Source organism: Chthoniobacterales bacterium (genome assembly GCA_039930045.1).
In the GTDB taxonomy this organism is placed as follows: Bacteria; Verrucomicrobiota; Verrucomicrobiia; order Chthoniobacterales; family DASVRZ01; genus DASVRZ01.
In genome coordinates this window covers 475,936-496,807 of sequence record JBDSQB010000002.1, presented here as the reverse complement: position 1 = coordinate 496,807, position 20,872 = coordinate 475,936, and the positions used below count along the sequence as shown (strand labels likewise).

Annotated in this window: 16 protein-coding genes; 8 read left to right on the top strand and 8 right to left on the bottom strand. The window is 58.1% G+C overall.

What is annotated here, in order from left to right:
• Positions 1-38: 38 nt before the first annotated feature.
• Entirely contained in the window at positions 39-713 is a 675-nt protein-coding gene (locus ABIT76_02440) for a hypothetical protein (protein MEO7931994.1), read from the bottom strand.
• Between the two features lie 128 nt (positions 714-841).
• On the opposite strand from ABIT76_02440, the gene ABIT76_02435 reads away from it, so the two are divergent.
• Together ABIT76_02435 and folP are read left to right on the top strand one after the other, a co-directional pair.
• Positions 842-1,681: a histidinol-phosphatase HisJ family protein gene (locus ABIT76_02435; GenBank protein MEO7931993.1), complete on the top strand. Its 840-nt coding sequence runs from the start codon at positions 842-844 to the stop codon at positions 1,679-1,681.
• The gene (gene folP, locus ABIT76_02430) at positions 1,678-2,544 is read left to right on the top strand and encodes a dihydropteroate synthase (protein ID MEO7931992.1); all 867 of its coding nucleotides are present in this window, start codon (positions 1,678-1,680) and stop codon (positions 2,542-2,544) included. The genes ABIT76_02435 and folP overlap by 4 nt, the downstream gene beginning before the upstream one ends.
• Here the strand turns inward: folP and ABIT76_02425 are convergent.
• A complete protein-coding gene (locus ABIT76_02425; GenBank protein ID MEO7931991.1) occupies positions 2,541-3,806 on the bottom strand; it encodes a cation:proton antiporter in 1,266 nt (421 codons plus the stop codon). The two genes, folP and ABIT76_02425, sit on opposite strands and share 4 nt — an antisense overlap.
• 90 nt (positions 3,807-3,896) lie before the next feature.
• On the opposite strand from ABIT76_02425, the gene ABIT76_02420 reads away from it, so the two are divergent.
• Positions 3,897-4,802, top strand: coding sequence for a LysR substrate-binding domain-containing protein (locus tag ABIT76_02420; protein MEO7931990.1), 906 nt, complete (start codon positions 3,897-3,899; stop codon positions 4,800-4,802).
• A gap of 4 nt (positions 4,803-4,806) precedes the next feature.
• Here ABIT76_02420 and ABIT76_02415 read toward each other — a convergent pair whose 3' ends face one another.
• Positions 4,807-6,213: an exopolysaccharide biosynthesis polyprenyl glycosylphosphotransferase gene (locus tag ABIT76_02415; GenBank protein MEO7931989.1), complete on the bottom strand. Its 1,407-nt coding sequence runs from the start codon at positions 6,211-6,213 to the stop codon at positions 4,807-4,809.
• A gap of 142 nt (positions 6,214-6,355) precedes the next feature.
• Here ABIT76_02415 and ABIT76_02410 point away from each other — a divergent pair, with 142 nt between their 5' ends.
• Positions 6,356-8,791, top strand: coding sequence for an O-antigen ligase family protein (locus ABIT76_02410; protein ID MEO7931988.1), 2,436 nt, complete (start codon positions 6,356-6,358; stop codon positions 8,789-8,791).
• 8 nt (positions 8,792-8,799) lie between these two features.
• Positions 8,800-9,822 carry a 23S rRNA (adenine(2503)-C(2))-methyltransferase RlmN gene (gene rlmN, locus ABIT76_02405; protein MEO7931987.1) on the top strand — a complete coding sequence of 341 codons (1,023 nt, stop codon included), beginning with the start codon at positions 8,800-8,802 and terminating at the stop codon, positions 9,820-9,822.
• On the opposite strand, the gene ABIT76_02400 is transcribed toward rlmN, so the two are convergent.
• Both ABIT76_02400 and ABIT76_02395 read right to left on the bottom strand, forming a co-directional pair.
• On the bottom strand, positions 9,801-10,211 hold the full coding sequence (locus tag ABIT76_02400) for a response regulator (protein MEO7931986.1): 411 nt from the start codon (positions 10,209-10,211) through the stop codon (positions 9,801-9,803). The two genes, rlmN and ABIT76_02400, sit on opposite strands and share 22 nt — an antisense overlap.
• A gap of 11 nt (positions 10,212-10,222) precedes the next feature.
• Complete coding sequence (locus ABIT76_02395) at positions 10,223-10,885, bottom strand: M15 family metallopeptidase (protein ID MEO7931985.1); 663 nt, start codon at positions 10,883-10,885, stop codon at positions 10,223-10,225.
• A 65-nt stretch (positions 10,886-10,950) separates the two neighbouring features.
• Here ABIT76_02395 and ABIT76_02390 point away from each other — a divergent pair, with 65 nt between their 5' ends.
• From ABIT76_02390 to ABIT76_02380, 3 genes are all read left to right on the top strand, one after another.
• Positions 10,951-13,347 (top strand): U32 family peptidase, encoded by a 2,397-nt coding sequence (locus ABIT76_02390; GenBank protein MEO7931984.1) that lies wholly within the window; start codon positions 10,951-10,953, stop codon positions 13,345-13,347.
• 76 nt (positions 13,348-13,423) lie between these two features.
• Complete coding sequence (locus tag ABIT76_02385; protein ID MEO7931983.1) at positions 13,424-14,659, top strand: MFS transporter; 1,236 nt, start codon at positions 13,424-13,426, stop codon at positions 14,657-14,659.
• A 78-nt stretch (positions 14,660-14,737) separates the two neighbouring features.
• Positions 14,738-17,278 (top strand): glycosyltransferase, encoded by a 2,541-nt coding sequence (locus tag ABIT76_02380; protein MEO7931982.1) that lies wholly within the window; start codon positions 14,738-14,740, stop codon positions 17,276-17,278.
• Positions 17,279-17,291: 13 nt separating this feature from the next.
• Here the strand turns inward: ABIT76_02380 and aroE are convergent, their stop codons facing one another.
• From aroE to hisD, 3 genes are read right to left on the bottom strand one after another with little or no spacing between them, the layout of a single operon-like run.
• The gene (gene aroE / locus ABIT76_02375; GenBank protein ID MEO7931981.1) at positions 17,292-18,158 is read right to left on the bottom strand and encodes a shikimate dehydrogenase; all 867 of its coding nucleotides are present in this window, start codon (positions 18,156-18,158) and stop codon (positions 17,292-17,294) included.
• A gap of 3 nt (positions 18,159-18,161) precedes the next feature.
• Positions 18,162-19,481: a glutamate--tRNA ligase gene (gene gltX, locus ABIT76_02370; protein ID MEO7931980.1), complete on the bottom strand. Its 1,320-nt coding sequence runs from the start codon at positions 19,479-19,481 to the stop codon at positions 18,162-18,164.
• Positions 19,482-19,486: 5 nt separating this feature from the next.
• The gene (gene hisD / locus ABIT76_02365; GenBank protein ID MEO7931979.1) at positions 19,487-20,848 is read right to left on the bottom strand and encodes a histidinol dehydrogenase; all 1,362 of its coding nucleotides are present in this window, start codon (positions 20,846-20,848) and stop codon (positions 19,487-19,489) included.
• Between the last annotated feature and the right edge of the window lie 24 nt (positions 20,849-20,872).

Here is a 20,872-nt window from a genome sequence, read left to right as displayed (position 1 = left end):
CAGCGAAGTGAACAGGAACCTTCTGCCGTGTCGAGGTGCTAGTCCTCGCTCTCGGGCGACATCTCTTTTTCGACCAGCGCCTTTTCGCAGACGGCCTGATGCTCCTCGGTGTCGAACCAGAGAAGAACGTCGCCCACGGCGCTCGGGATCACGCCCGGTTCGCCGCAGATCGGGCAGGTTTTCTTGCCCTCGCCCTCTCGCAAAACACTGAGCAATGTCTCGCGCTTGGGGAAACGTTCCAACGGACTGCCATCGACTGCGATGCGGCCCGCGAGCGTCACGCCATGGATCGGGATTTCCGCACGGGAGTTTAATTCCAATCTCGGGCCATAGAAAAACGCCTTCCAGCTTTCCTCCCCCATCGTCACTTTGCGCGAGGTGGTGCCGTCTTTTTTCGTGACCGTCAGTTTGGCCAAACCGCGCACATGCAGCTCGATATTTTCAGAAACGGACTTCGGAAGCGCACTGCGATATTCCTCGGCGAAGGCCTTCTGGATCGCGGCTGACGGATCGTTTTCAATGAGCTGAAGCATCGCGTTGCTGCGGGTCTTGGCGAGGGCGGTGCCTTTTTTTACCATGCCCGGACGCTCGGAGGCTGCGACCGTGGTATAGACCTGCCACCAGTCGTCGAAGTCCGAAAACGCGGGCCCGACATCTGTCGGTTGCGCATAGATAGGAAGACTTTGGCTGCCCATCGTCAGGAGAAAAATCAACCCCATCCGACACCAGCCTGCAAGCCAGGGTGCCGTCCATTGGCTTAGCCGACGGGGAAATTCCAAAATCACCCCGCACCAATGCTCCTAACTAGGCACGCCGTCAAACGCATTGCCTTGGAACTCGAATGCAACTTGAGCGCGGCCATTTTCGCGTCTATTCAAGTCGCACCATGCTGGCCGATTACCACACCCACACGCCGCTCTGCCGGCACGCCACCGGAGCACCCGTCGAGTATGCGCTCGCGGCCATGGCGATGGGACTCGCCGAAGTCGGCATCTCCGATCATGCGCCCATGCCGGAGACGTTTGACGACTGGCGAATGGACCTCGACGAGTTGGAGGAATATCTCGCGCTCGTCGCCGAGGCCCGCGCCGCCGTGGCTCCGTTTCCCGTGCGGCTCGGGCTCGAGGTGGATTACATCAGCGGCCACGAAGACTGGATCGAGACCCTCGCCAGCCGCGCCCCGTGGGATTATTTGATCGGCTCGGTCCATTACATCGCCGAGGGCTGGGACGTGGATAATCCGAAATGGATCGGACGTTTCACCGAGCGTCCCGTTGGCGAAATTTGGCAAATGTATTTCGCCGAATACGAGAAATGCATCCGCAGCGGGCTCTTTGACTTCGTGGCGCACCCGGATTTGGTGAAGAAATTCGGGCATCGCCCGGCGGGCGACTTGCGGCCTTATTACGAACCCGTCATCGCCGCGCTGGCCGAGACCGGGACCGTCATGGAAGTCAGCACCGCCGGACTGCGCAAGCCGGTTGGGGAAATTTATCCCTCGCGTGAAATGCTCGAAATGGCCTGCGCCGCCGGTGTGGAAATCGTCGTCAGTTCGGACGCGCACGCGCCGGATGAGGTCGGGGCGGATTTCGATGTCGCCGAACGGCTCATTCGCGAAATCGGCTACACGTCCACGGTGCGATTTACCCGCCGCGAAAAGACACGAGTTCCATTGGAATGAAACTCGGATCGGTTTCGTTGCGGGCGCGTGGGCGCGAAGTCAATTTCCCGCGTCGTCCGCTGGTCATGGGGATTCTGAACCTGAACGACGACTCATTTTCCGACGACGGCACGCTCGACCTCGATATTGCTCTAACTCGTGCCCAGACCATGATCGCAGGGGGCGCGGACATCATCGACATCGGCGGTGAGAGCGCCCGGACCAATCGGAGCGCCATCGCGATCAGCGAAGAAATTGCCCGCGTCCGACCGTTCGTGGAGCGGTTCGCAGCCATCGAGGCTGCCCCACGGGATAGTGCGCAAATCTTCCCGCCGCTCCTCTCGATCAACACCTGGCGGCCCGAGGTCGCGCGTGAAATTCTCGCCGTCGGCGGCGACATTCTCAACGACATGGGCGCGCTGCCGACTTGGGAAAACGCCGAGATCGCCGCGCTACACGGGACGGCGCTTGTGATCATGCACTCGGTCGGCGAGCCGAAAGTGGCTCACACCCATGTCGGCTACGACGACGTGATAGCGGTGCAACTCGCCTTTTTCCGGGAAAAAATCGCCGGTGCTTTGGCCGCAGGGCTCAAGTCGGAACAGCTCATACTCGACCCTGGCATCGACTTCGCGAAGCAGCGCGACGACAACCTTCGCCTCTATCGCGAGTTCCAGCGCATTGTGGAATTGGGCTTCGCCACGCTCCTGCCGGTCTCGCGCAAAACTGTCATTGGCGACGTTCTAGGCATTCCCGCGACCGAGCGCGATGCGGGAACGGTGGCCTGCATCGTGGTTGGAGCCAGCCGTGGAGCGTCCATTTTCCGCGTCCACAATGTCGAGGCGGCCTGGCAGACCCTGAAAATGCTGGAAGCCTTAAACTAAGCTTCGGCTCCAAAACGGCCCGTGCCGACCAGTCGCTCAAAAATGGGCGACGCCATGAGAGTCGTGATCACGGCCATGATGACCAAAGTCGCAAACAGCCCCTCGGAAATGATCCCGCGCTGGAGGCCGATGTTGATGATGATGAGTTCCATCAGACCCCGGGCGTTCATGAGGGTGCCAATGCCGAGCGCCTCGCGATTGGAGAGCCCCGTGGCGCGGGCGGCGAGCCAGCAGGCGATGCCTTTGCCGAGCACGGCGGCGACCAGCACGGCACCGCACATCAGCCAGAGGAAGCCGGTGTTGAGCAGGGTGATTTTCGTATTCAACCCCGAGTAGGTGAAAAATAGGGGGAGCAACAGGGCGACCGTGAGCGGCTGGATGCGGGCGATCAAATCGCGCGACATCGTGCCGCGCGGGATGGCCGCGCCCATGACGAACGCGCCGAAAACCGCGTGCAGCCCGATTTTGTCTGTGATGTAAGCGCCAAAAGCCATCAGCCCGAGCCCGACGACGAGCCCGGCTTCGTTGAGGATTTCCTCCTTCACAAACCACGTCTGGATGCGGGCCAAAATGGGCCGGACGACGGCCAGCGTGATGATGACGTAAGCCGCGCCGCCGCCGATATTGACGATGGCGTGGGTCCAATTGCTATCGAAGCTGGCCAGCACGACGGCGAGCAAACACCACGCGACCGCGTCGTCGATGGCCCCGGCTCCGAGGGCGACTGTGCCCATCGTGGTGCCCGCCAGTTTCTTAAAATGAATGATTCGCGCCAACATCGGAAACGCCGTGATGCACATCGACGCGCCGAGGAACAACATGGCCTCCATCTCCGAGGTTTTGGCAGGAAACAGCTTCGTGTAATGGAAGAAAACGTAGCCCAGACCCGCGCCGAGTAGGAAGGGGGCGATCATCCCGGCCAGCGAGACAGCGACGGCGCTTTTCAGTTTTTTCTGCACGATGTCCACGCGGAATTCCATGCCGACGACGAACATGTAAAGCGCCAGACCGAGCTGCGACGCGGGGAAAAGATAACTCTGTGTGTCGCGCGTGAGCTGCTTCGCGTCCCACGGGAAAAGCCAGTGCTGGGCGGCAGGCGCGAGTAGTCCAAAAAGTGACGGCCCGAGTAGGACGCCGGCGATCATTTCGGCCACGACCTGGGGCTGTCCGAAGCGGGCGGCAATCGAGCCGACAATGCGGCAGAAGATCAGGATGCAACCCAGTTGCAGGAAGAATTGGACAGCGAGGTCGAGGTTTTTCATAAACGAAGGCGAACGAAATACAATCATAGCCACAACCTATGCAAGCGGATTTCTCGTGGCTTTTCCGACGATGTTTTGCATCATGCCGCGATGAATGAGCCGTTGGAAATCCGTCACCTGCGTTATTTTCTCGCAGTGGCGGAGGCGGGGAGTTTCAGCCGCGCGGCTGATCGACTGGGGATTTCGCAACCGAGCGTCTCGCAACAGATTCGCGACTTGGAGGCGGATCTGCGGGTGTCGCTTTTTCAGCGACGCGGAAAACGGATTCTACTCACGCCAGCGGGGGTGATTTTTCAAGAACACGCGCAGGCGATTTTGAGACAACTGGAGACGCTGCATCAGGAACTGACGAGCGAGCCGGATCAATTGCGTGGGTCGCTGCACATCGGTGTGGTGCCGATTTTAAATGTGCCATTGATGCCGCATTTGCTGGGGCTTTTTGCCGCAGCCCATCCGGGTTTAAGTCTCATCGTGGAGGAAATTTCCTCGACAGAGATCGAAACCGCACTGGAGGAAGGCCGGATGGATGTGGGCCTCGGATTTCTCACGCGCCACTCGCCAAACCTGCATTATGAGTCGCTCTGCACAGACGCGTTTTCCTTGATCGTGGCCGAGAATCACCCGTGGGCCGGGCGGAGTTTGATTCCGATCTCGGAGCTGCACCAGCAACGACTGTTGCAGTTGCCGGACAGTTTCGTCATGCGCCGGATGACGGACGAAATCTGCCGGAAGCATCAGGTTCGCCCGCGCACCGTGGCGGAGATCAACGCCATTGAAACCCTGCTCCGCTCACTCTCCGTGCTGGACGCCGGGGCGTTGATGCCCAATATCACGCTGCGCGGTCGCGAGGGGTTGCACTTGCAGGCGCTGCCGTTGCAGGGAAACGATTTGTCGCTGGAGATCGGCTTGCTGCGCTTGATCGATGCCGAGGTGAACAGCGCCATGGGAGCCTTTACCCGGCTGGCCCAGATCGAGGTGCCGAAGATGATTCAATAAGCCGCTAGTAGGCGGTTTTGGGTGGCCGGAAAACCTGGAGGAACGTCCCCCAGATGATGCTGAATTCCAGGCTCAGCTTCCAGTGCTCGAGGTATTCGATGTCGGCGGCGACGCGGCGCTCGATGTCTTTTTCCTCCTTGGCCTCGCCGCGATAACCGCGAACTTGCGCCAGGCCGGTGATGCCCGGTTTGACCAGCGTGCGGATGTGGTAGTTGCGCAGGAATTTCGAGAATTGCTGGTTGTGTTCGATGAGGTGTGGGCGCGGACCGACGATGCTCATCTCGCCGCTGAGGACGTTTAGAAACTGCGGCAGTTCGTCGATGCTGAGCTTGCGCATCATGGCCCCAGCGGGAAAAATCCGCGCATCGCCGAGGGTGGCCTGTTTCGCCTCGGGCTGGTTATGGACATACATCGTCCGGTATTTTTTGATGATGAAAGTGCGGTTCTGCATCCCGGCGCGCTGCTGGCGGTAGAGGAGCGGCCCGGGCGATTGCAGCCGGTGGCAAATGGCGACAAAAAGACTGGTGAACGGCAGTATAAAAAGACAGACCGGGAGTGAGATCGCAATGTCGAGACCGCGCTTGAGGTAGGCGTTGATGACGTTTTCCAACGGCTCCTCACGCAGGGTGAAAAATCGGTGGTCACCGTCCGCAAAATACTGGAGCGGGTAGCCCAGTTTGTCCTGAATGTCGCTGTAAATCAGCAGGCGCACGCCGAGGCTTTCGCAGAGACCGATGAGGTGGCGGTTGAACTGCGAGAAGAAGGGGAGTTCGGTCAGGATGACGAGGCTGACCTGGTGTGTTTTCAGTAATGTCTCCGTCTGCTCGATCGTGCCGAGAACGGAAAATCCCTGGCGCTGCGCCTCGTCGGCTTCCTCGGTGATGACGCCGACGGTCTCGTAGCCGAGCTGGCTTTGTTTGCTGAGCCAGTTTTTTAGCTTCACCGCGTTCTGGACGGGTCCGATGAGAATGGCGCGGTCCCGATGCCGGCTGTTGAAGGTGCGTTCCGAGATGAATTGCGGCAGCACGCGGTGACTGTAGTAGAGGACCAGAAAAACCGAGGAAATATAGGCCACCAGAAACGGACGCGAGATGGTGAGATCCTTGGTGAGGAACAGGAAAAAAGTGATCGCCCCGGTGATGTAAAACACCTGTCGCAGAGTGCGCGCGAAGCGATTGGACATGCCCGTATCGAGCAGATGCTCGCTGGATTTCGCCTCCTGCGAGCCCTCGATAAAAACGCCGAACCCCGCCAGCATCGCGTAAATCGCATAACGCTGGAGCCCAAACCATTCGCCGGTTCTGAAATCCACCACGATCGCCGCATACAGGATCGCGAAGAGCACGATGGACAGCGCGATCTGGCAGACCACCACCAATTTGTGGAGCCCGAGGATACGTTGGTTCAGCATGGTTGCGGGAAAATCGTCACAAAAGAGATTCGCAGCATAGTCACGTCGCAGAGCTGCGGGCAAATCCGTTTTCACCCGGCGCAGTCTTTCTAAAAGTGCCGCAATTTACTGGCCGCGAGGCGGCTTTTTAGTAGTCTGAGCCGTGTCCATTTCCTCCCCACCGCTCCAAGATTCTCCGCTGCCTGGGGATGACGTGCCGGTTTCGCAAAAACGCAGGCATCGGTCGCGCAGCCGGGCAGCCATCATCCCCAATCTCAATCACACCGCCTCGCGTTGGGCCTTGCTCCCGGTGCTGCTCGTCGTCTGGATGGCCCCATTTCTCGGCGGCAGCGTCGAATCGTGGTCATTGGGCATTTTATATTGCCTGCTCGGAGCGCTCTTCATCATTTACCCGGTCACGACTGCGCTCAAACTCCGCTACCGGCTCTTCCTGATCGCGCTCCTCGTACTGCCGCTGCTCGCATTTTTGCCGGTGTCGCTGACCGGCATTCCCGCGTGGCGCAGCGGGCTGGCGGAGAAATTCTCCATCACGCTTCCGGGAACGATCACCCCGCAGCCTTGGCTCACGCTCGACTCCTATCTCGGCTGGCTCGGCGGTGTCGCGTGGATTTACTGGCTCGGCTGCCAGGGCTGGACGCGCGAGGTCCGCAAACCGCTCGCCGAGTTGTTTGCCATCGGGATGATCGTCCTCACCGTCTGCGCCCTCATCGGCTACCACACGCAACACCCGCTGCCGTTCTGGCACGCGCAACGTCTCTTCGGGCCATTCCCCAATCGCAACCAGACCGCCGATCTGCTGGCGCTCACTTTTGTGCTGATGGTCGCGCTGCTGCACATGGCGGTGGTAAAAAAATCCCGCATCGCACCGTTGTGGATGGTCGGCATCGTCATCATCGGCTACGGATTGGTCGTCAATTTCTCCCGCGCCGGCATTATTCTGCCCGTGCTTGGCGTCGGCGTTTACTGGCTGATCACCACGCTGACCAATCCCTCGCGCAAAAAAATCTGGATCGGTTTTGCCTCCGTCGCGCTGGTTCTGGCGCTCTTTCTAGCCTTCGGGGGGGAAACACTCGAACGCTTCACTGTTGGCGACAACAACCAGTCCATGAGCGACGATTTTCGTCGGCTCATTTTCCGCGACACGCTGGCCATGACCGCCCAGCAGCCGTGGTTTGGACTCGGACTCTCCAATTTCGCACCGGTTTTCCCGCTGTTTCGCAAGCTGGCCATCGTCGATAACGGCATCATTCACCCCGAGAGCGATTGGCTCTGGCTCGCCAGCGAGATCGGCTGGCCCGGCACGCTCATGATCCTCGGCGCTGCGTGCTGGTTTGTCTGGCGGGCGTTTTGCGGCTCCTTCAAACGCCCGCATCCGCTGCGTCTGGCAAGCGCAATTTGCGCGGGCTTGTTCGTGCTGCATGGCTTTTTCGACGTCTCCGGCCATCGCTCCGGCACGTTTTTTCCGGCGTGCTTTCTTTTTGCGCTCGCCTGGCCCGGGCAATTTATCGAGCGGGCAGTTTCCCCGAAACGCTCCTACACCATCGGACTTGCACTCGTCTTGATCGCCGTCGGCTGGTTCATCAACCTCGACGAAACCCCACTTTGGCCCAGCCATAACGCCCTGGCTCAAATCAAAAAAAACGCCACCCTCCTCATTACCCACGGCCACGGCAGCGAGGCCTTTGCCGAGGTGGACGCCGCGCTCCAATGGGCGCCGCTCGACTGGCAGCTTTACTATCAGCGCGGCACGAGCCGCATCCTGCAACACCGCGATTGGGCCGCCAGCTTGCTCGATTATCAGCGCGCCAATTTCCTCGAACGCTCCTCGCCCATCACCCCCGAAAACGAGGGCATCGCCTGGCTTTCCTATCGGCCGGAACTCGCCGCGCTGCCTTGGGCCGAGGCCTTGCGCCGCATGGCTCCCGCAGAAGGAGACCGCAAATACGCCCGCTATCTCGAAATGGCCGCGCCGTATCCGCGCCTGCTCACCCAGCTCGAATTCATCGCCGGCAGCAACGTCAGCCGCATTATTATCCAACTCAACCGGGTCGATCAGAAACGATTCCCGTTGCTGCTGGCCGATTTTCTAAAACAGCATCCGCAACTCGACCAACTTCGCCCCGACGACCAGAGCGCCCTGTTCCGAGTCTGGGTCGAACGTGGCAACCCGGCGGAGGCGATGCGAGTCATCGAAAAAATTCCCGGTCTGCGCCCGGCTTGCGATCTGCCGCTGGCCTCGGCCAAGGCCAATTTGAAATATTTCCCCGAAGCCTGCGCCATCGCCTTCAAGGCGCTGCCGGAACCACATTTTCCGAAGTTGGAAAACTCCCTGTCGGAGTCCGATCTTAGTCGCGAATTTTACTCGCGCAACAGCCTCGGAGCGGGCATGGCGTTGGTGCAATTGCAACTCGCCCGCCACGACAACTACGGCGCCATTTCCACTTTGGAACGTCTCCAGACTCTCTTCGGCGCACCGCTTTACCTGCGCTATTTTCAGGCCAAACTCCTCGCTGCAAACGGTAACTGGCAGGAAGCTTGGGGCTGCCTCGACGATTACATTTACCGCAGCCGACTCTGACCGGAGCCATGTCGCTGCTCGACCTGACTTACATCGCACTCCGGGAAAAGATGCCCGGCCTGCACGAGTCGCACACCCGCACCCTCTGGCGCGCGCTGTATCGCGAAAACGCGACCGATCTCGCCGGACATCCAGATTTTCTCCCGCCGCTCAAAAAGTGGTTCGAGTTGCATTCCACTCTGCAACCGCAGCCGCCGATGGTTGTTCACGAAACCCAGAGCAGCGACGGACACACCCGCAAGGTGCTCCTGCAACTCGCCGACGGACATCGTATCGAGACCGTCCTCATGGGCTTCACCGGACGCTTCACCGCCTGCCTCAGCACACAGGTCGGCTGCGCCATGGGCTGCGTCTTTTGCGCGACGGGTCAGATGGGATTCACCCGGCACCTGACTCCCGGTGAAATCGTCGCGCAGGTCCTCCATCAGAACCGCCGCCTTCGCGAAAACGGCCAAGGCCAACTCCGCAATCTCGTCCTCATGGGCATGGGCGAGCCGCTGCATAATTACGACGCCGTGATGACCGCGCTGGAGATTTTATCCGACACACGCGGCGCTAATATTGGTCCGACCCGGATCTCGATCAGCACTGTCGGAGTCGTTCCCGGAATCATTCGCCTAGCCGAGGAAAATCGTCCCTACAACCTCGCCGTCAGCCTCCACGGAGCGACGCAGGAGGAACGTGCCCAACTCGTCCCCACCGCGAAAAAATGGCCGCTGGATCAACTGATGGACGCCTGCCGCTTTTACACCGCGAAGACCGAACGCCACATTTTCTTCGAGTGGACACTGATCGAGGACACCAACGATTCTCCCGAGCAAGCCGAAGCCCTCGCGCGACTGCTGGAAAACATGCCTGCTCATATCAATCTCATTCCGCTCAACCCGACCGAGGGCTATGCCGGTGAGCCGAGTTCCAATGCCATGCGTTTCAAATCCATTCTACGCGCCGCCGGTTTTCCCACCACGATCCGGCAGCGCCGGGGCATCGACGTCGCCGCAGGCTGCGGTCAGCTCGCGATCGCCGGGTGAGGCTGGGACGCCAGCATTTTTTCGATCGCTTTCCGAAGTTTGTCGAAGTCGATAGGCTTCGTCAGATGACATCCAAAACCCGCCTCCAGCGCGCGGCGTACGTCCTCGGTCTGGCCATATCCACTGAGGGCGATCCCGCGCAGATGATGCCTGTCGCGCAATTGCCGCATCAGCTCGTAACCCGTCCCGTCCGGCAGCCCCAGATCGCTCAGCACCATGTCAAATGGCCGGCCGGACTGCTCCTTTTCCCCGGCGATTTGCAAAGCTTCCGCCACGCGGGCAGCGTTGCAGACTTCGTAGCCCGCCCGCTTCAACAAACGGGTGAGCATCACCGCGCTGTCCGCATGATCTTCCACGACTAATATCCAGTGCTGCACAACATCACTCATGACGTTTACGGTTACGTGCTTGGTTCGGGTATGGCCCCCTTTTTCTTGCCGGTATTGGGCTCTGGAACATTGGGATATTTCTCCCAGCGGCGGCTGAAAAAATGCCACCATTCTGTGCGACAGGCGTAAAAACCACTCTGACTCATCACCCGCTGCAAGAGCACGAGCCGTTTCAGCACTGCCGGATCCTTCGCTGAATAGAAATAAGAGGCGCGCGGCCCCATCACATCGAACTTCGTCGGCATCTCCAGTTCCCGGCCATTCGCATCCACCAGTGTCACATCCACCGCTGCCGCTCGATTGTGCATCGAATGCACCCCCGGCGTCGCCACATAACGCGGATCGCTGATCACCGCAAAGAGCGCCTTCTGCACGTCCAGCGAACGGTAGGCGTCCCAGATTTTCAGGCCGTAACCCATCGGCCGCAACGTGGCCTGAGCCCGCATCAATTCCTCCATGACCCCGCGCCGCAATTGCGCCTTGAATTTAGCCGGATATAACACCCTCCCGGTGATGTTGTCGGTCGTGGCATATTTGAGTTCCACTTGAATCGTGGGATCAAGTTTTTGGATTTCCACCAGATCGTTAGGAGACTCGACTGGTTCACCTCGCAGCCGCTCGGCGAACAAAAAACAAATCGCGATGGCTAGAAAATATGGCAGGTTGCGGGGCATGTTGACGGCACCCAGATTAAGAACAAAGACGACCCATGTCGAGCGTGGGACGGCACTCGGCTAAGATGACGCTGGAACCCGAATTGCTGGCACCCGCAGGCGGCTGGGATTGCCTGCGAGCCGCTGTCGCCAATGGAGCGGACGCGGTCTATTTCGGACTGCCGAAATTCAACGCCCGGATGCGCGCGGATAATTTTACGGAGGCGGAATTACCCGACGTCGTCCGCTTTGCGCATCGCTATGGAGTGAAGGCTTATGTGGCGTTCAACACGCTCATTTTCACAGACGAGTTAGAGTCCGCCGCGGATCAGCTTCGTCTGCTCAACCGCGCCGGAGTCGATGCGCTCATCGTGCAGGACGTGGGCTTGGTGAGACTCGCGAAAAAGATCGTGCCAGAACTGCCAATTCACGCGTCCACGCAGATGACGATCACCTCTCCGGAAGGTGCCGAGTTTGCGCGCGATCTCGGAGTGGAAAGAGTCGTGCTCGCACGAGAAACGTCATTGCGCGAACTGGAGAAATTCGACGGTACGATGCCGCTGGAAGCCTTTGTCCACGGTGCGCTTTGTGTCGCGTATTCCGGGCAGTGTCTCACCTCCGAATCGCTCGGTCAGCGCAGCGCGAATCGCGGTGAATGCGCCCAGGCTTGCCGGATGCCTTACGAGTTAATCGTAGATGGAGAGCGCCGCGATCTGGGCGACAAAAAATATCTTCTCTCGCCGCAGGATTTGGCCGCCGCCGAGCAGATCCCAAGATTACTGGAAATGGACGTGGTCAGTTTCAAAATTGAGGGCCGCTTGAAGTCGCCGGAATACGTCGCGGCGGTCTGCCAGGTTTATCGCCGTGCGATCGATTCCGCTCTGAGTGGCATGGAAGTCCGACTCGCCGCCGCCGAAAAATATCAGTTGGAAATGACGTTTTCCCGAGGTCTCTATCCCGGCTGGATGCACGGGGTGAATCACCAGGAATTGGTCGGAGCCCGCTACGGAAAAAAGCGCGGTGCATATCTCGGAACGGTGAGCCACGTGAACAAGGATTCAGTCGAGGTGAGTCATCCCGGCGGGTTGAAGTTAGGCGATGGCGTGGTCTTCGACACAGGTGGCGACACAAACCACGAACAAGGCGGACGCATCTACGGTATTCACGGAAACCGGCTGGAGTTCCAGCGTGGTCAGCTCAACTTTTCTCGCATCAAACCGGGTGCGCATCTCTGGAAAACTAGCGATCCAAAACTGGATGAAAAACTTCGCCAAAGTTATGGCGGACGCATCGACCCGCGCAGAAAAACAAAGATCGACCTAACTGTGACTGGACGCGCCGGAGAGCCGCTCGTTGTTAGAAATCTGCACGGAGAAATCCGTTCATCCATTGCACTGCAACTCGCCCGCACCGCGCCGTTGACGACTGCGCGTTTGCACGAACATCTCGGCAAGCTGGGCGACAGCGGTTACGAGTTGGGCGAACTCACAAACGAGTTGGAAGGTGATGTGATTTTGCCTATTGGCGAGCTGAACCGTCTGCGTCGCGAAATGGTGTTTGCGCTGGATCAGACGCGGGAAATTCAGCGTCCCGAAATCTCCTGTGCGGAATTGTTTTCAAAGCGAGTTGCATCGTTATCTGAGCCGGCTCAACTTCACATTCTCTGCCGCAGTCTGGAGCAAATCGAGGCCGCGCTCGACTCGGGCGCGAGAAGCATTTATGCGGACTTTGAGGACATTCGACGTTATCGCGACGCCGTGGCTTTGGTGAGAAAAACAGAGTCGAGTCGCATTACACTCGCGACACCGCGGATTCAAAAAGCCGGTGAACAGGGCTTCTTTAAGCTCATCGAAAATTGCGGCCCGGATGCGCTGCTCATCCGCAATCTCGGCGCACTGAGTTATTATCGCGACTCGCCTATTCCGAAGATCGGCGATTTCTCGCTTAACGTCGCAAATCCACTGAGCGCGCAACATTTCATCGACTGCGGATTGGAGCGGCTGACGATCTCCTACGACCTAAACTTGCCCCAGGTGTTGTCGCTTCTCACCACGGCTCCATCCCGTTGGTTTGAGATTACTCTGCATCAACACATGCCGATGTTTCACATGGAGCACTGCGTTTATGCGGCGTTTCTTTCCACCGGCACGGATCACACAAACTGCGGTCGTCCATGCGAGTCGCATCGTGTTCACCTGCGCGATCGTGTCGGTGCCGAGCATCCGCTGCGCGCCGACGTGGGCTGCCGCAACACGCTCTTCAATTCCAAAGCCCAGACCGGCGCACAGTTTTTCAGCGCCCTGCGCGAAACGGGTCTGAGTCATTTCCGAGTCGAGCTTCTTGAGGAAAATGCCGAGCAAACCCGCACGCTGATTTCCTCTTACCAGAAGCTGCTCGCTGGTGAAGCCTCCGGCGAGACGCTCTGGCGTCACCTCCAGGCCACATCGCAACTTGGCGTGACTACCGGGACACTAGTGGCGTAGCTGAAAATCTCTCCACCTCGTGATTCCGCCTTTGCGGTCTTGCGGCTGGCAAATTTCAGCGTATCAATTCCGCTCCATGGCCGAGTCTCTTCCGAAAAAATCGACGCTGTCTCCGCTCACCCTGATTTTCCTGACGATCTTCATCGACATGATCGGCTTTGGAATCGTGATACCCGTGCTGCCGGTCTATGCCGAGGGGGCTAAATTTCATGCGACTCCCACTCAAATGAGTATCCTGATCGGCATTTTTTCCCTGCTGCAACTGCTTTGCTCGCCTATCTTCGGAAAAATCTCCGACCGCTTCGGACGCAAGCCGGTGCTGACTTTGAGCATCTTCGGCACGGCAGTCGGTTTTTTGGTTACAGGACTCGCGAGCAGCTATTGGATTTTGTTGCTGGGCCGGATCATCGACGGAGCGAGCGGGGGAAATATCTCCACTGGAATGGCTTGCATCGCCGATGTGACGACCAAGGAAAATCGCTCCAAGGCGATGGGCCTGATCGGTGCGGCATTTGGCCTCGGCTTCATGATCGGGCCCGCCATGGGTGGCGTGCTTGGGAAGATTTCCCCAGCGCTGCCGTTCTTTGTGGCGTCGGGAATGGCGCTGATCAACTGCGGCCTCGTCGCGTGGCGTTTGCCGGAAACTTTGACTCCCGAAGTGCGCTCCAGAAACAAGGAACGCGCCAATCTGGGTGAAGTCTTTTCGCATGGCCGCAGCGTTTTGATTTCCATGATTCTTGCGAGCCAGTTTGCCTCGATCGTCGGCTTCTCGATCATGACCTCACTCTTCGCGCTCTTTTGCCAAAAAAGATTTGGGTTGGATATCGCTCACACCGGCTGGATTTTCTTTTATGTCGGCTTCCTCGGCGTCGTGATGCAAGGCGGGGTGCTGCGCCGACTTCTCCGCAAGCCGATTGAAAAACAACTCGCCTTAGCCGGTGCGGCAATCCTCGCGATCAGCATGTATTTTCTGCCGCAGACGCCGCCCAGCTGGGGGCTGCTCCTCCTCGTTTGCACTGGCATTTCCATTGGCAACAGTCTCGTCACGCCCACGATGAACGGCCTCGCATCGCGCAGCAGCGACGCTCACACCCAAGGCCGCGTGCTCGGTCTGGTCGCGTCCGCCGGGAGTCTGGGCCGATTCATCGGGCCGCTGATTGCGTTTCACCTGCTACATTTCGACGCGACTGGCCAGTACGCGCGCACGTCCTTTCTCGCCAGCAGCGGCATACTAATTCTGGCCACCCTGTTCATCGTCTGCATCAAGCCGCACGCGCAGCTCGAGCCAGTCATCGCCAAGCCAGCAATGTAAAGAGATTGAAGAAACCCCTCAGGACACCGTCTGACTCGGCTCTTGATTTCTTCATCCGCACCTCCCACTCTCGCCAACGTGAGCAACCTTCCGCGCATCCAAGTACGCGCCAAATTTTTCTTTGCCGGGGACGATAAATTCTTCCTCAAAGGCGTCACTTATGGCCCATTCACCCCCAACTCCGATGGCGAATATTTCGCCTCGCCCGAGCGCACCCGCGACGACGTCCGGCTCATGGCGGAGATGGGTGCCAACCTCCTGCGCATCTATTACGCGCCGCCACGTTGGTTCCTCGATTTGGCTGAAGAAGCCGGCATCCGCGTCCTCATTTCCATTCCCTGGACGCAGCACGTCGCTTTTCTCGACCAGCCAAAAATCCGCGAGGGAATTGTCAAAACCATCGAGGAAGCGGTCGCTAAAAACGCCGGTCACCCGGCCATTTTTGGCTACCTTGTCGGCAACGAAATTCCCTGCTCCATGGTTCGCTGGCTCGGAGCCGGTCGCGTCGTGGAATTTGTCGAGCACCTCATCAGCCGCGCGCGGGCGCAGGATCCGGACGCACTTTTTTCCTACGCAAGCTACCCGCCGACGGAATATCTGCTCCCGCAAAACGTCGATTTCTATAGCTTCAACGTCTATCTCGAACGCCGAATCGACTTTGAGCGTTATCTCGCCCGGCTGCAAAATCTCGCGGGTGACAAGCCACTCATCTTCGGCGAATTCGGCATGGACACCATCCGCAACAGCGAGGAAAAACAGGCCGAGGTTCTCGACTGGCACCTCGATTGCGTGGTCAAGGGCGGCGCAGCCGGAACGATTTTCTACGCTTGGACTGACGAGTGGTTCACTGGCGGAATGGAGATCACCGACTGGGCTTTCGGGCTCGTCACGCGAGATCGCCAGCCGAAGAAAGCCTTCCATTTATTAAAGGATCGACTCGCCGGAAATGAGCCCGTCACCAGCCGCGTCAAACTGGAAAAATACCCGCGCGTCTCCGTGATCGTCTGCTCCTACAACGGCGGCAAAACGCTTAAGGACTGCCTCGAGTCGCTCGACCTCGTAAACTATCCCGACTACGAAATCGTCCTCGTTGATGATGGCTCGAAAGACAACACCCAGACGCTCGTTTCCGCCTTTGAAAGCGCACGCAAACGCAGCGGACGCAAGCTGCCCGACTTTCAGAACATCGTCCAAAAAAACATGGGCCTCAGCTACGCGCGCAACGCTGGCGCGCACTCCGCAACGGGCGAGATTTTTGCCTACACCGACTCCGATTGCATGGCCGATCCCGACTGGCTTTATTATCTGGTTGGCACACTGATCAGCGGCGATTACGCAGGCGTTGGCGGTCCGAACATTTCCCCGCCGGCAGTCGATTGGGTGCAGGCTGCCGTCGCCGCCGCGCCCGGTGGGCCGAGTCACGTTCTTCTTACCGATGTCGTTGCCGAGCACATTCCCGGCTGCAACATGGCATTTCACAAATGGGCTTTCGACAGCGTTGGTGGCTTCGATCCTGAGTATCGCAAGGCAGGTGATGATGTGGATTTTTGCTGGCGATTGCAGACGAACGGCGGCGTGATCGCGTTCTCCCCGGCGGCCATCGTTTGGCATTATCGGCGCTTTACTTTGCAGGCATTCCGTAAACAACAAGAGGGTTACGGCGAAGCGGAATCCATGCTCCGCTTTCAGCATCTCGTCTTCTTCGGACCGACCGGAACCGCGAAATGGAAGGGAATGATTTACGGCGCGCCACGTTTTAACTGGCTGCTAAAAAAGCCCATCATCTATCACGGTGTCTTCGGCCAGGGGCTTTTCCAATCCATTTATCCCGCGCCGCAATCCGAAATCGCGGCGTATGTTAGCAGTGTCGAATGGGTCGCGCTGACCGTCTTTATTTTTGTTATTGCGATTCCGCTACCGGGCTTGCGAATTGTGCCGTTTCTGATGTTTGGCGCGACCTTCCTGGTGGCGCTTTCCTACATGTTAAGCGCGCGCATCGAACCGAAGTTCGATACGATTCGAGCCCGATTGTTAGTCGCCTTCCTGGCGCTCACGCAACCACTCATGCGCGGTTGGGCCCGCTATTTCACTTGGATGTCCTACAAGCGCACGCCGCGGAATGTCATCACGAAGCACGAGGCAGATTACAAAACGCTCAAACCTTACAACGGCCTCGGCAACCTCATCTTTTGGAACGAAGAGGGCCAGGGGCGCGAGGGGCTCATCACTGAAGTTTGCTCGTCACTCGAAACCGAAAACTGGAGCTACAGCACCGACACCGGCTGGAAAAGTTGGGACATCCAAATTTATGGAAACTTCTGGTGGATCATCAAGTTTGGCAGCGTCACCGAATATCACGGCGGCCCGAAATGTCTCACACGCGTGAACCTCAGCGCCAAGCCGACTGTGTCGAATGTTCTGATTAATTTCATCTACTTTTCCATCCTGCTTTACCGTTCGCTGGCGACTTCTAACAACGATTATCCGCTGAAGGCGCTCTTCGTTGTCTTCGTGCTTTATCAGTTGATCCGCGCTTGGCGCTTGAAAAAACGCGTGGCCGAATTGATCGAAGTCGCCGCCAATCGAGTTGGACTCAAACGCACCGACGGCCGACCGTGAGCCACGCTGACAGTTAGTGTTTGGCGCTGATGTAGTTTTGCAATCCACGCCGCATCACTTCAACTGGAACTGGTTGTCCCAACCAGAATTCCAGCGCCAGCACGCCTTGGTGCAATAACAATGAAAGTCCATTGGCGGACTTCGCTCCAGCGCTGCTGGCGGCGATTTGCAGCGGAGTTTTTTTGCCCACGTAAATCGTGTCGAAGACGAGATGAGTCGAGTTCAATAGCGATCCCGGAATAGGTGAAACCTCGCCCGACTTCATGCCGACTGAAGACGCATTGATGATCAGGTCGATGTTGCTGAGAGAAATTTCATTCCAAGAAACAGTCTCTGCATCTAATATCGCGGCCAGCTCCGTGATCTTCTCCAAAGTGCGATTGGCGAGAGTGAGACTGCGGCAGTTTTCGAGACGACATTGCGTGGCAATCGCCCGCCCCGCTCCACCGCCTGCACCGAGAATGAGAATGCGTAGATCGGAAATGGAGAGGCCAAATTCCTCCTGAATCGCACGGACAATTCCCGGCCCGTCGGTGTTCGTTCCAATGAGTTTTCCATCGCGGAAGGCGACGGTGTTGACCGCGTCCAAGCGTGTGGAATGCTCGTCAATTTCGTCGAGCAGCGGGAGAATCTGCGTCTTGTGCGGAATGGTTAGATTGACGCCTTTAAATCCAGCAAGTGGCAGCAATTCGATGGCCTCCACAAGCTGTTCTGGCAGGATGTGAAGCCGGCAATAACGATCCGCCAAACCCAGATGTTCCAGCGCCGCATTGTGCATCGCAGGCGATGCGGAATGTGCCACAGGATCGCCCAACACCGCGTAACGCAGAGTCGGCTCCGGCCAGTCGCGCAGGTCGTCCAGAGTATAGACGGCCTTCATGAGTTAGCTAAATTTTGTGACCGTGCTTTTGAATCGAGTTAGAACCTTCTCTTTCCCCAAAACCTCGAGCAAATGATACAGGCTCGGACCCACGGAACGTCCGGTCGAGGCGACACGGGCTGGATGAATCAGCTCGCCGGATTTCACTCCGCGTTGTGTCGCGGTGTCCTTCAGCGAAGTTTCCAAAGTGGCCGCATCCCAATTGCTCACATGCACATACGCATCGTGCAGCGCTTGCAAATGATCGAGCGCCCCCGCCTTCCTCAACGTCTTTTCCACACTCGCCTCATCGTAAGGATAGGCGTCGGTGAAGAAGTAGGAAATCCAGTCCGGCACATCGCCGAAGTGCTTGATCTTCTCCTTCACGATGGCGAGCACTTCCAGCAATTTTGCATCATCGTCAATCTGGATTCCGGCCTTTTGGATAAAGGGCAAACTCAGATCGCGGAAACGCTCAATCGTCATTTGCGCAATGTATTGGCCGTTGAGCCAGAAACATTTGTCGAGGTCGAAATGCGCGTTGCGGCGGTTCACATTTTCCAACTCAAACAGCGGAATGATCTCGCTGAGATCGACCTTTTCACGATTGTCTTTCGGCGACCAACCGAGCAAACACAAGTAGTTCACCACTGCCTCAGGCGCATAACCGCCTTCGATATAACTCTGCACGCTAGCCCCTTGATCACGCTTGCTCATTTTCGAGCCGTCCTTGTTCAGGATGAGCGGAATATGGCCAAACAGCGGCGGTTTCACGCCGAGAGCCTCGTAGATTTGCACGTGCTTCGGCGTGTTGGAAAGATGGTCCTCGCCACGAATCACATGGGTGATTTTCATCTCGATATCATCGACCACATTGACGAAGTGAAAAATCCAGCCGCCGTCCGGACGGCGGATTGTCATGTCGGGATTTGTCACCGGGTTCGACATGTCGAAAGTAACCTTTCCGCAGATCACATCTTCGACTGTGGTGTTGCCACGATAGGTTTTGAAACGCATCGTGCCGTGATCCTCGTAGATCCTTCCGGCAGCGACGAGCTGGTCGAAATATTTCTGGTAAATGGCGTCGCGCTCACTCTGAAAATAAGGCCCATTCTCGCCGCCTTTGAGCGGACCTTCATCCCAATCGAGCCCGAGCCAGTTCATGCCGTCGTAGATCGCCTGGACGGCCTCTGGTGTGTTGCGGGCCTTGTCGGTGTCCTCGATTCGGAGAACTAATTTTCCGCCGGTGTGACGTGCAAAAAGCCAGTTAAATAAAGCCGTGCGGGCACCTCCGACGTGGAGGTAACCGGTGGGCGAGGGAGCAAAACGAACGCGAGTGGACATAAATGTTATGATTGGATTGGAAGTCGAATGGTGGCGGAATGCGCGTGAGCATCAAGACCCTCAAGCGCGGCGGCGGCAGCAATAATCGGAGCCGAAATGCGAAGGGAATGCTGGTGAAATTCCACAACGCTGGTGCGGCGCTGGAATTGATCCACCGTCAAGCCGGAGAAAGACTTTCCTGCCCCTCCCGTGGGCAGCGTGTGACTCGGACCTGCGAGATAATCGCCACCCGCGACCGGTGACCAAGGCCCGATGAAAATGGCTCCCGCCGTCTGGATTTGTTGGGCCAGCGCCTCGGCGTTGCGGGCGACAATGCTGAGGTGCTCGCTGGAAAAATCGTTGGCCAGTGCGACGGCTTGGGCGAGGTCGTTGCAGAGAATGAGAAAGGCATTTTTCTCCAGCACCTCGAGCAGATATTGCTGACGCGAAAGCGTGACAGCCTGCTTCTCGATTTCGTTTTGCACTCGAGTTAGAAGCGACTCCGAGTCGGTCAAAAAACCGATGACGCTGTCGTGACCATGCTCCGCCTGCGCGAGCAGATCGGCTGCGATCCAGGCCGGATTCGCAGAGTCATCAGCCAAGACTAGGATTTCACTCGGACCGGGCAATTGGTCGATGGAGACTTTTCCGAAAACCTGTCGCTTGGCCTCAATGACATACGAATTTCCCGGGCCAAAAATCTTCAGCACCGGACGAATCGTTTCCGTTCCAAACGCCAGCGCCGCAATCGCTTGGGCACCTCCGACACGGTAAATTTCCGTGGCTCCGGCCATGCGCAGCGCGACAAGCAGAGCCGGATGGATCGTACCGTCGGGACCGGCGGGTGTGGTGACAACGATCTCCGGAACACCGGCGACGGCGGCCAGCGTGACGGTCATCAACGCGGTCGAAACCAGCGGTGCGGTGCCGCCGGGAACGTAAATCCCGACGCGTTGAAACGGATCGAACCGCTCGCCGACGAGCACGCCCTGCTCGTTGTGCATCGACCAGTTTTTGCGAAGCGAGTGTGAGGCGAATGCAGTGATGTTTGCATGGCAAAGCTCCAGTGTTTTCTGCGTGGCCTCATCCACACTGGCCGAGGCGAGTTCGATGGCACTCACCCGGATTTCGTCCGCCCCCAGTTTCGGTCCGCCAAATTTCGTGGTGAATTCCAGCAGCGACGCGTCTCCGTTTTTCGTCACTTCCGCCACGATCTCGGAAACGGTCTGCCGCACAGCCGGGGACGGCTCGGCAAAACGATTCAGCCTCGCCGTTTCCTCGGCAAAATCTGGATCAGTGTGGCGCAGGATTTTCATGGTGCGGACGGACAGTGTATGCGCCGCGCGGGTGGGGTCAATCGTCCACTTGACCGCAACTCCGGTGGACACGAACCGGCGGCGATGGCATCAATG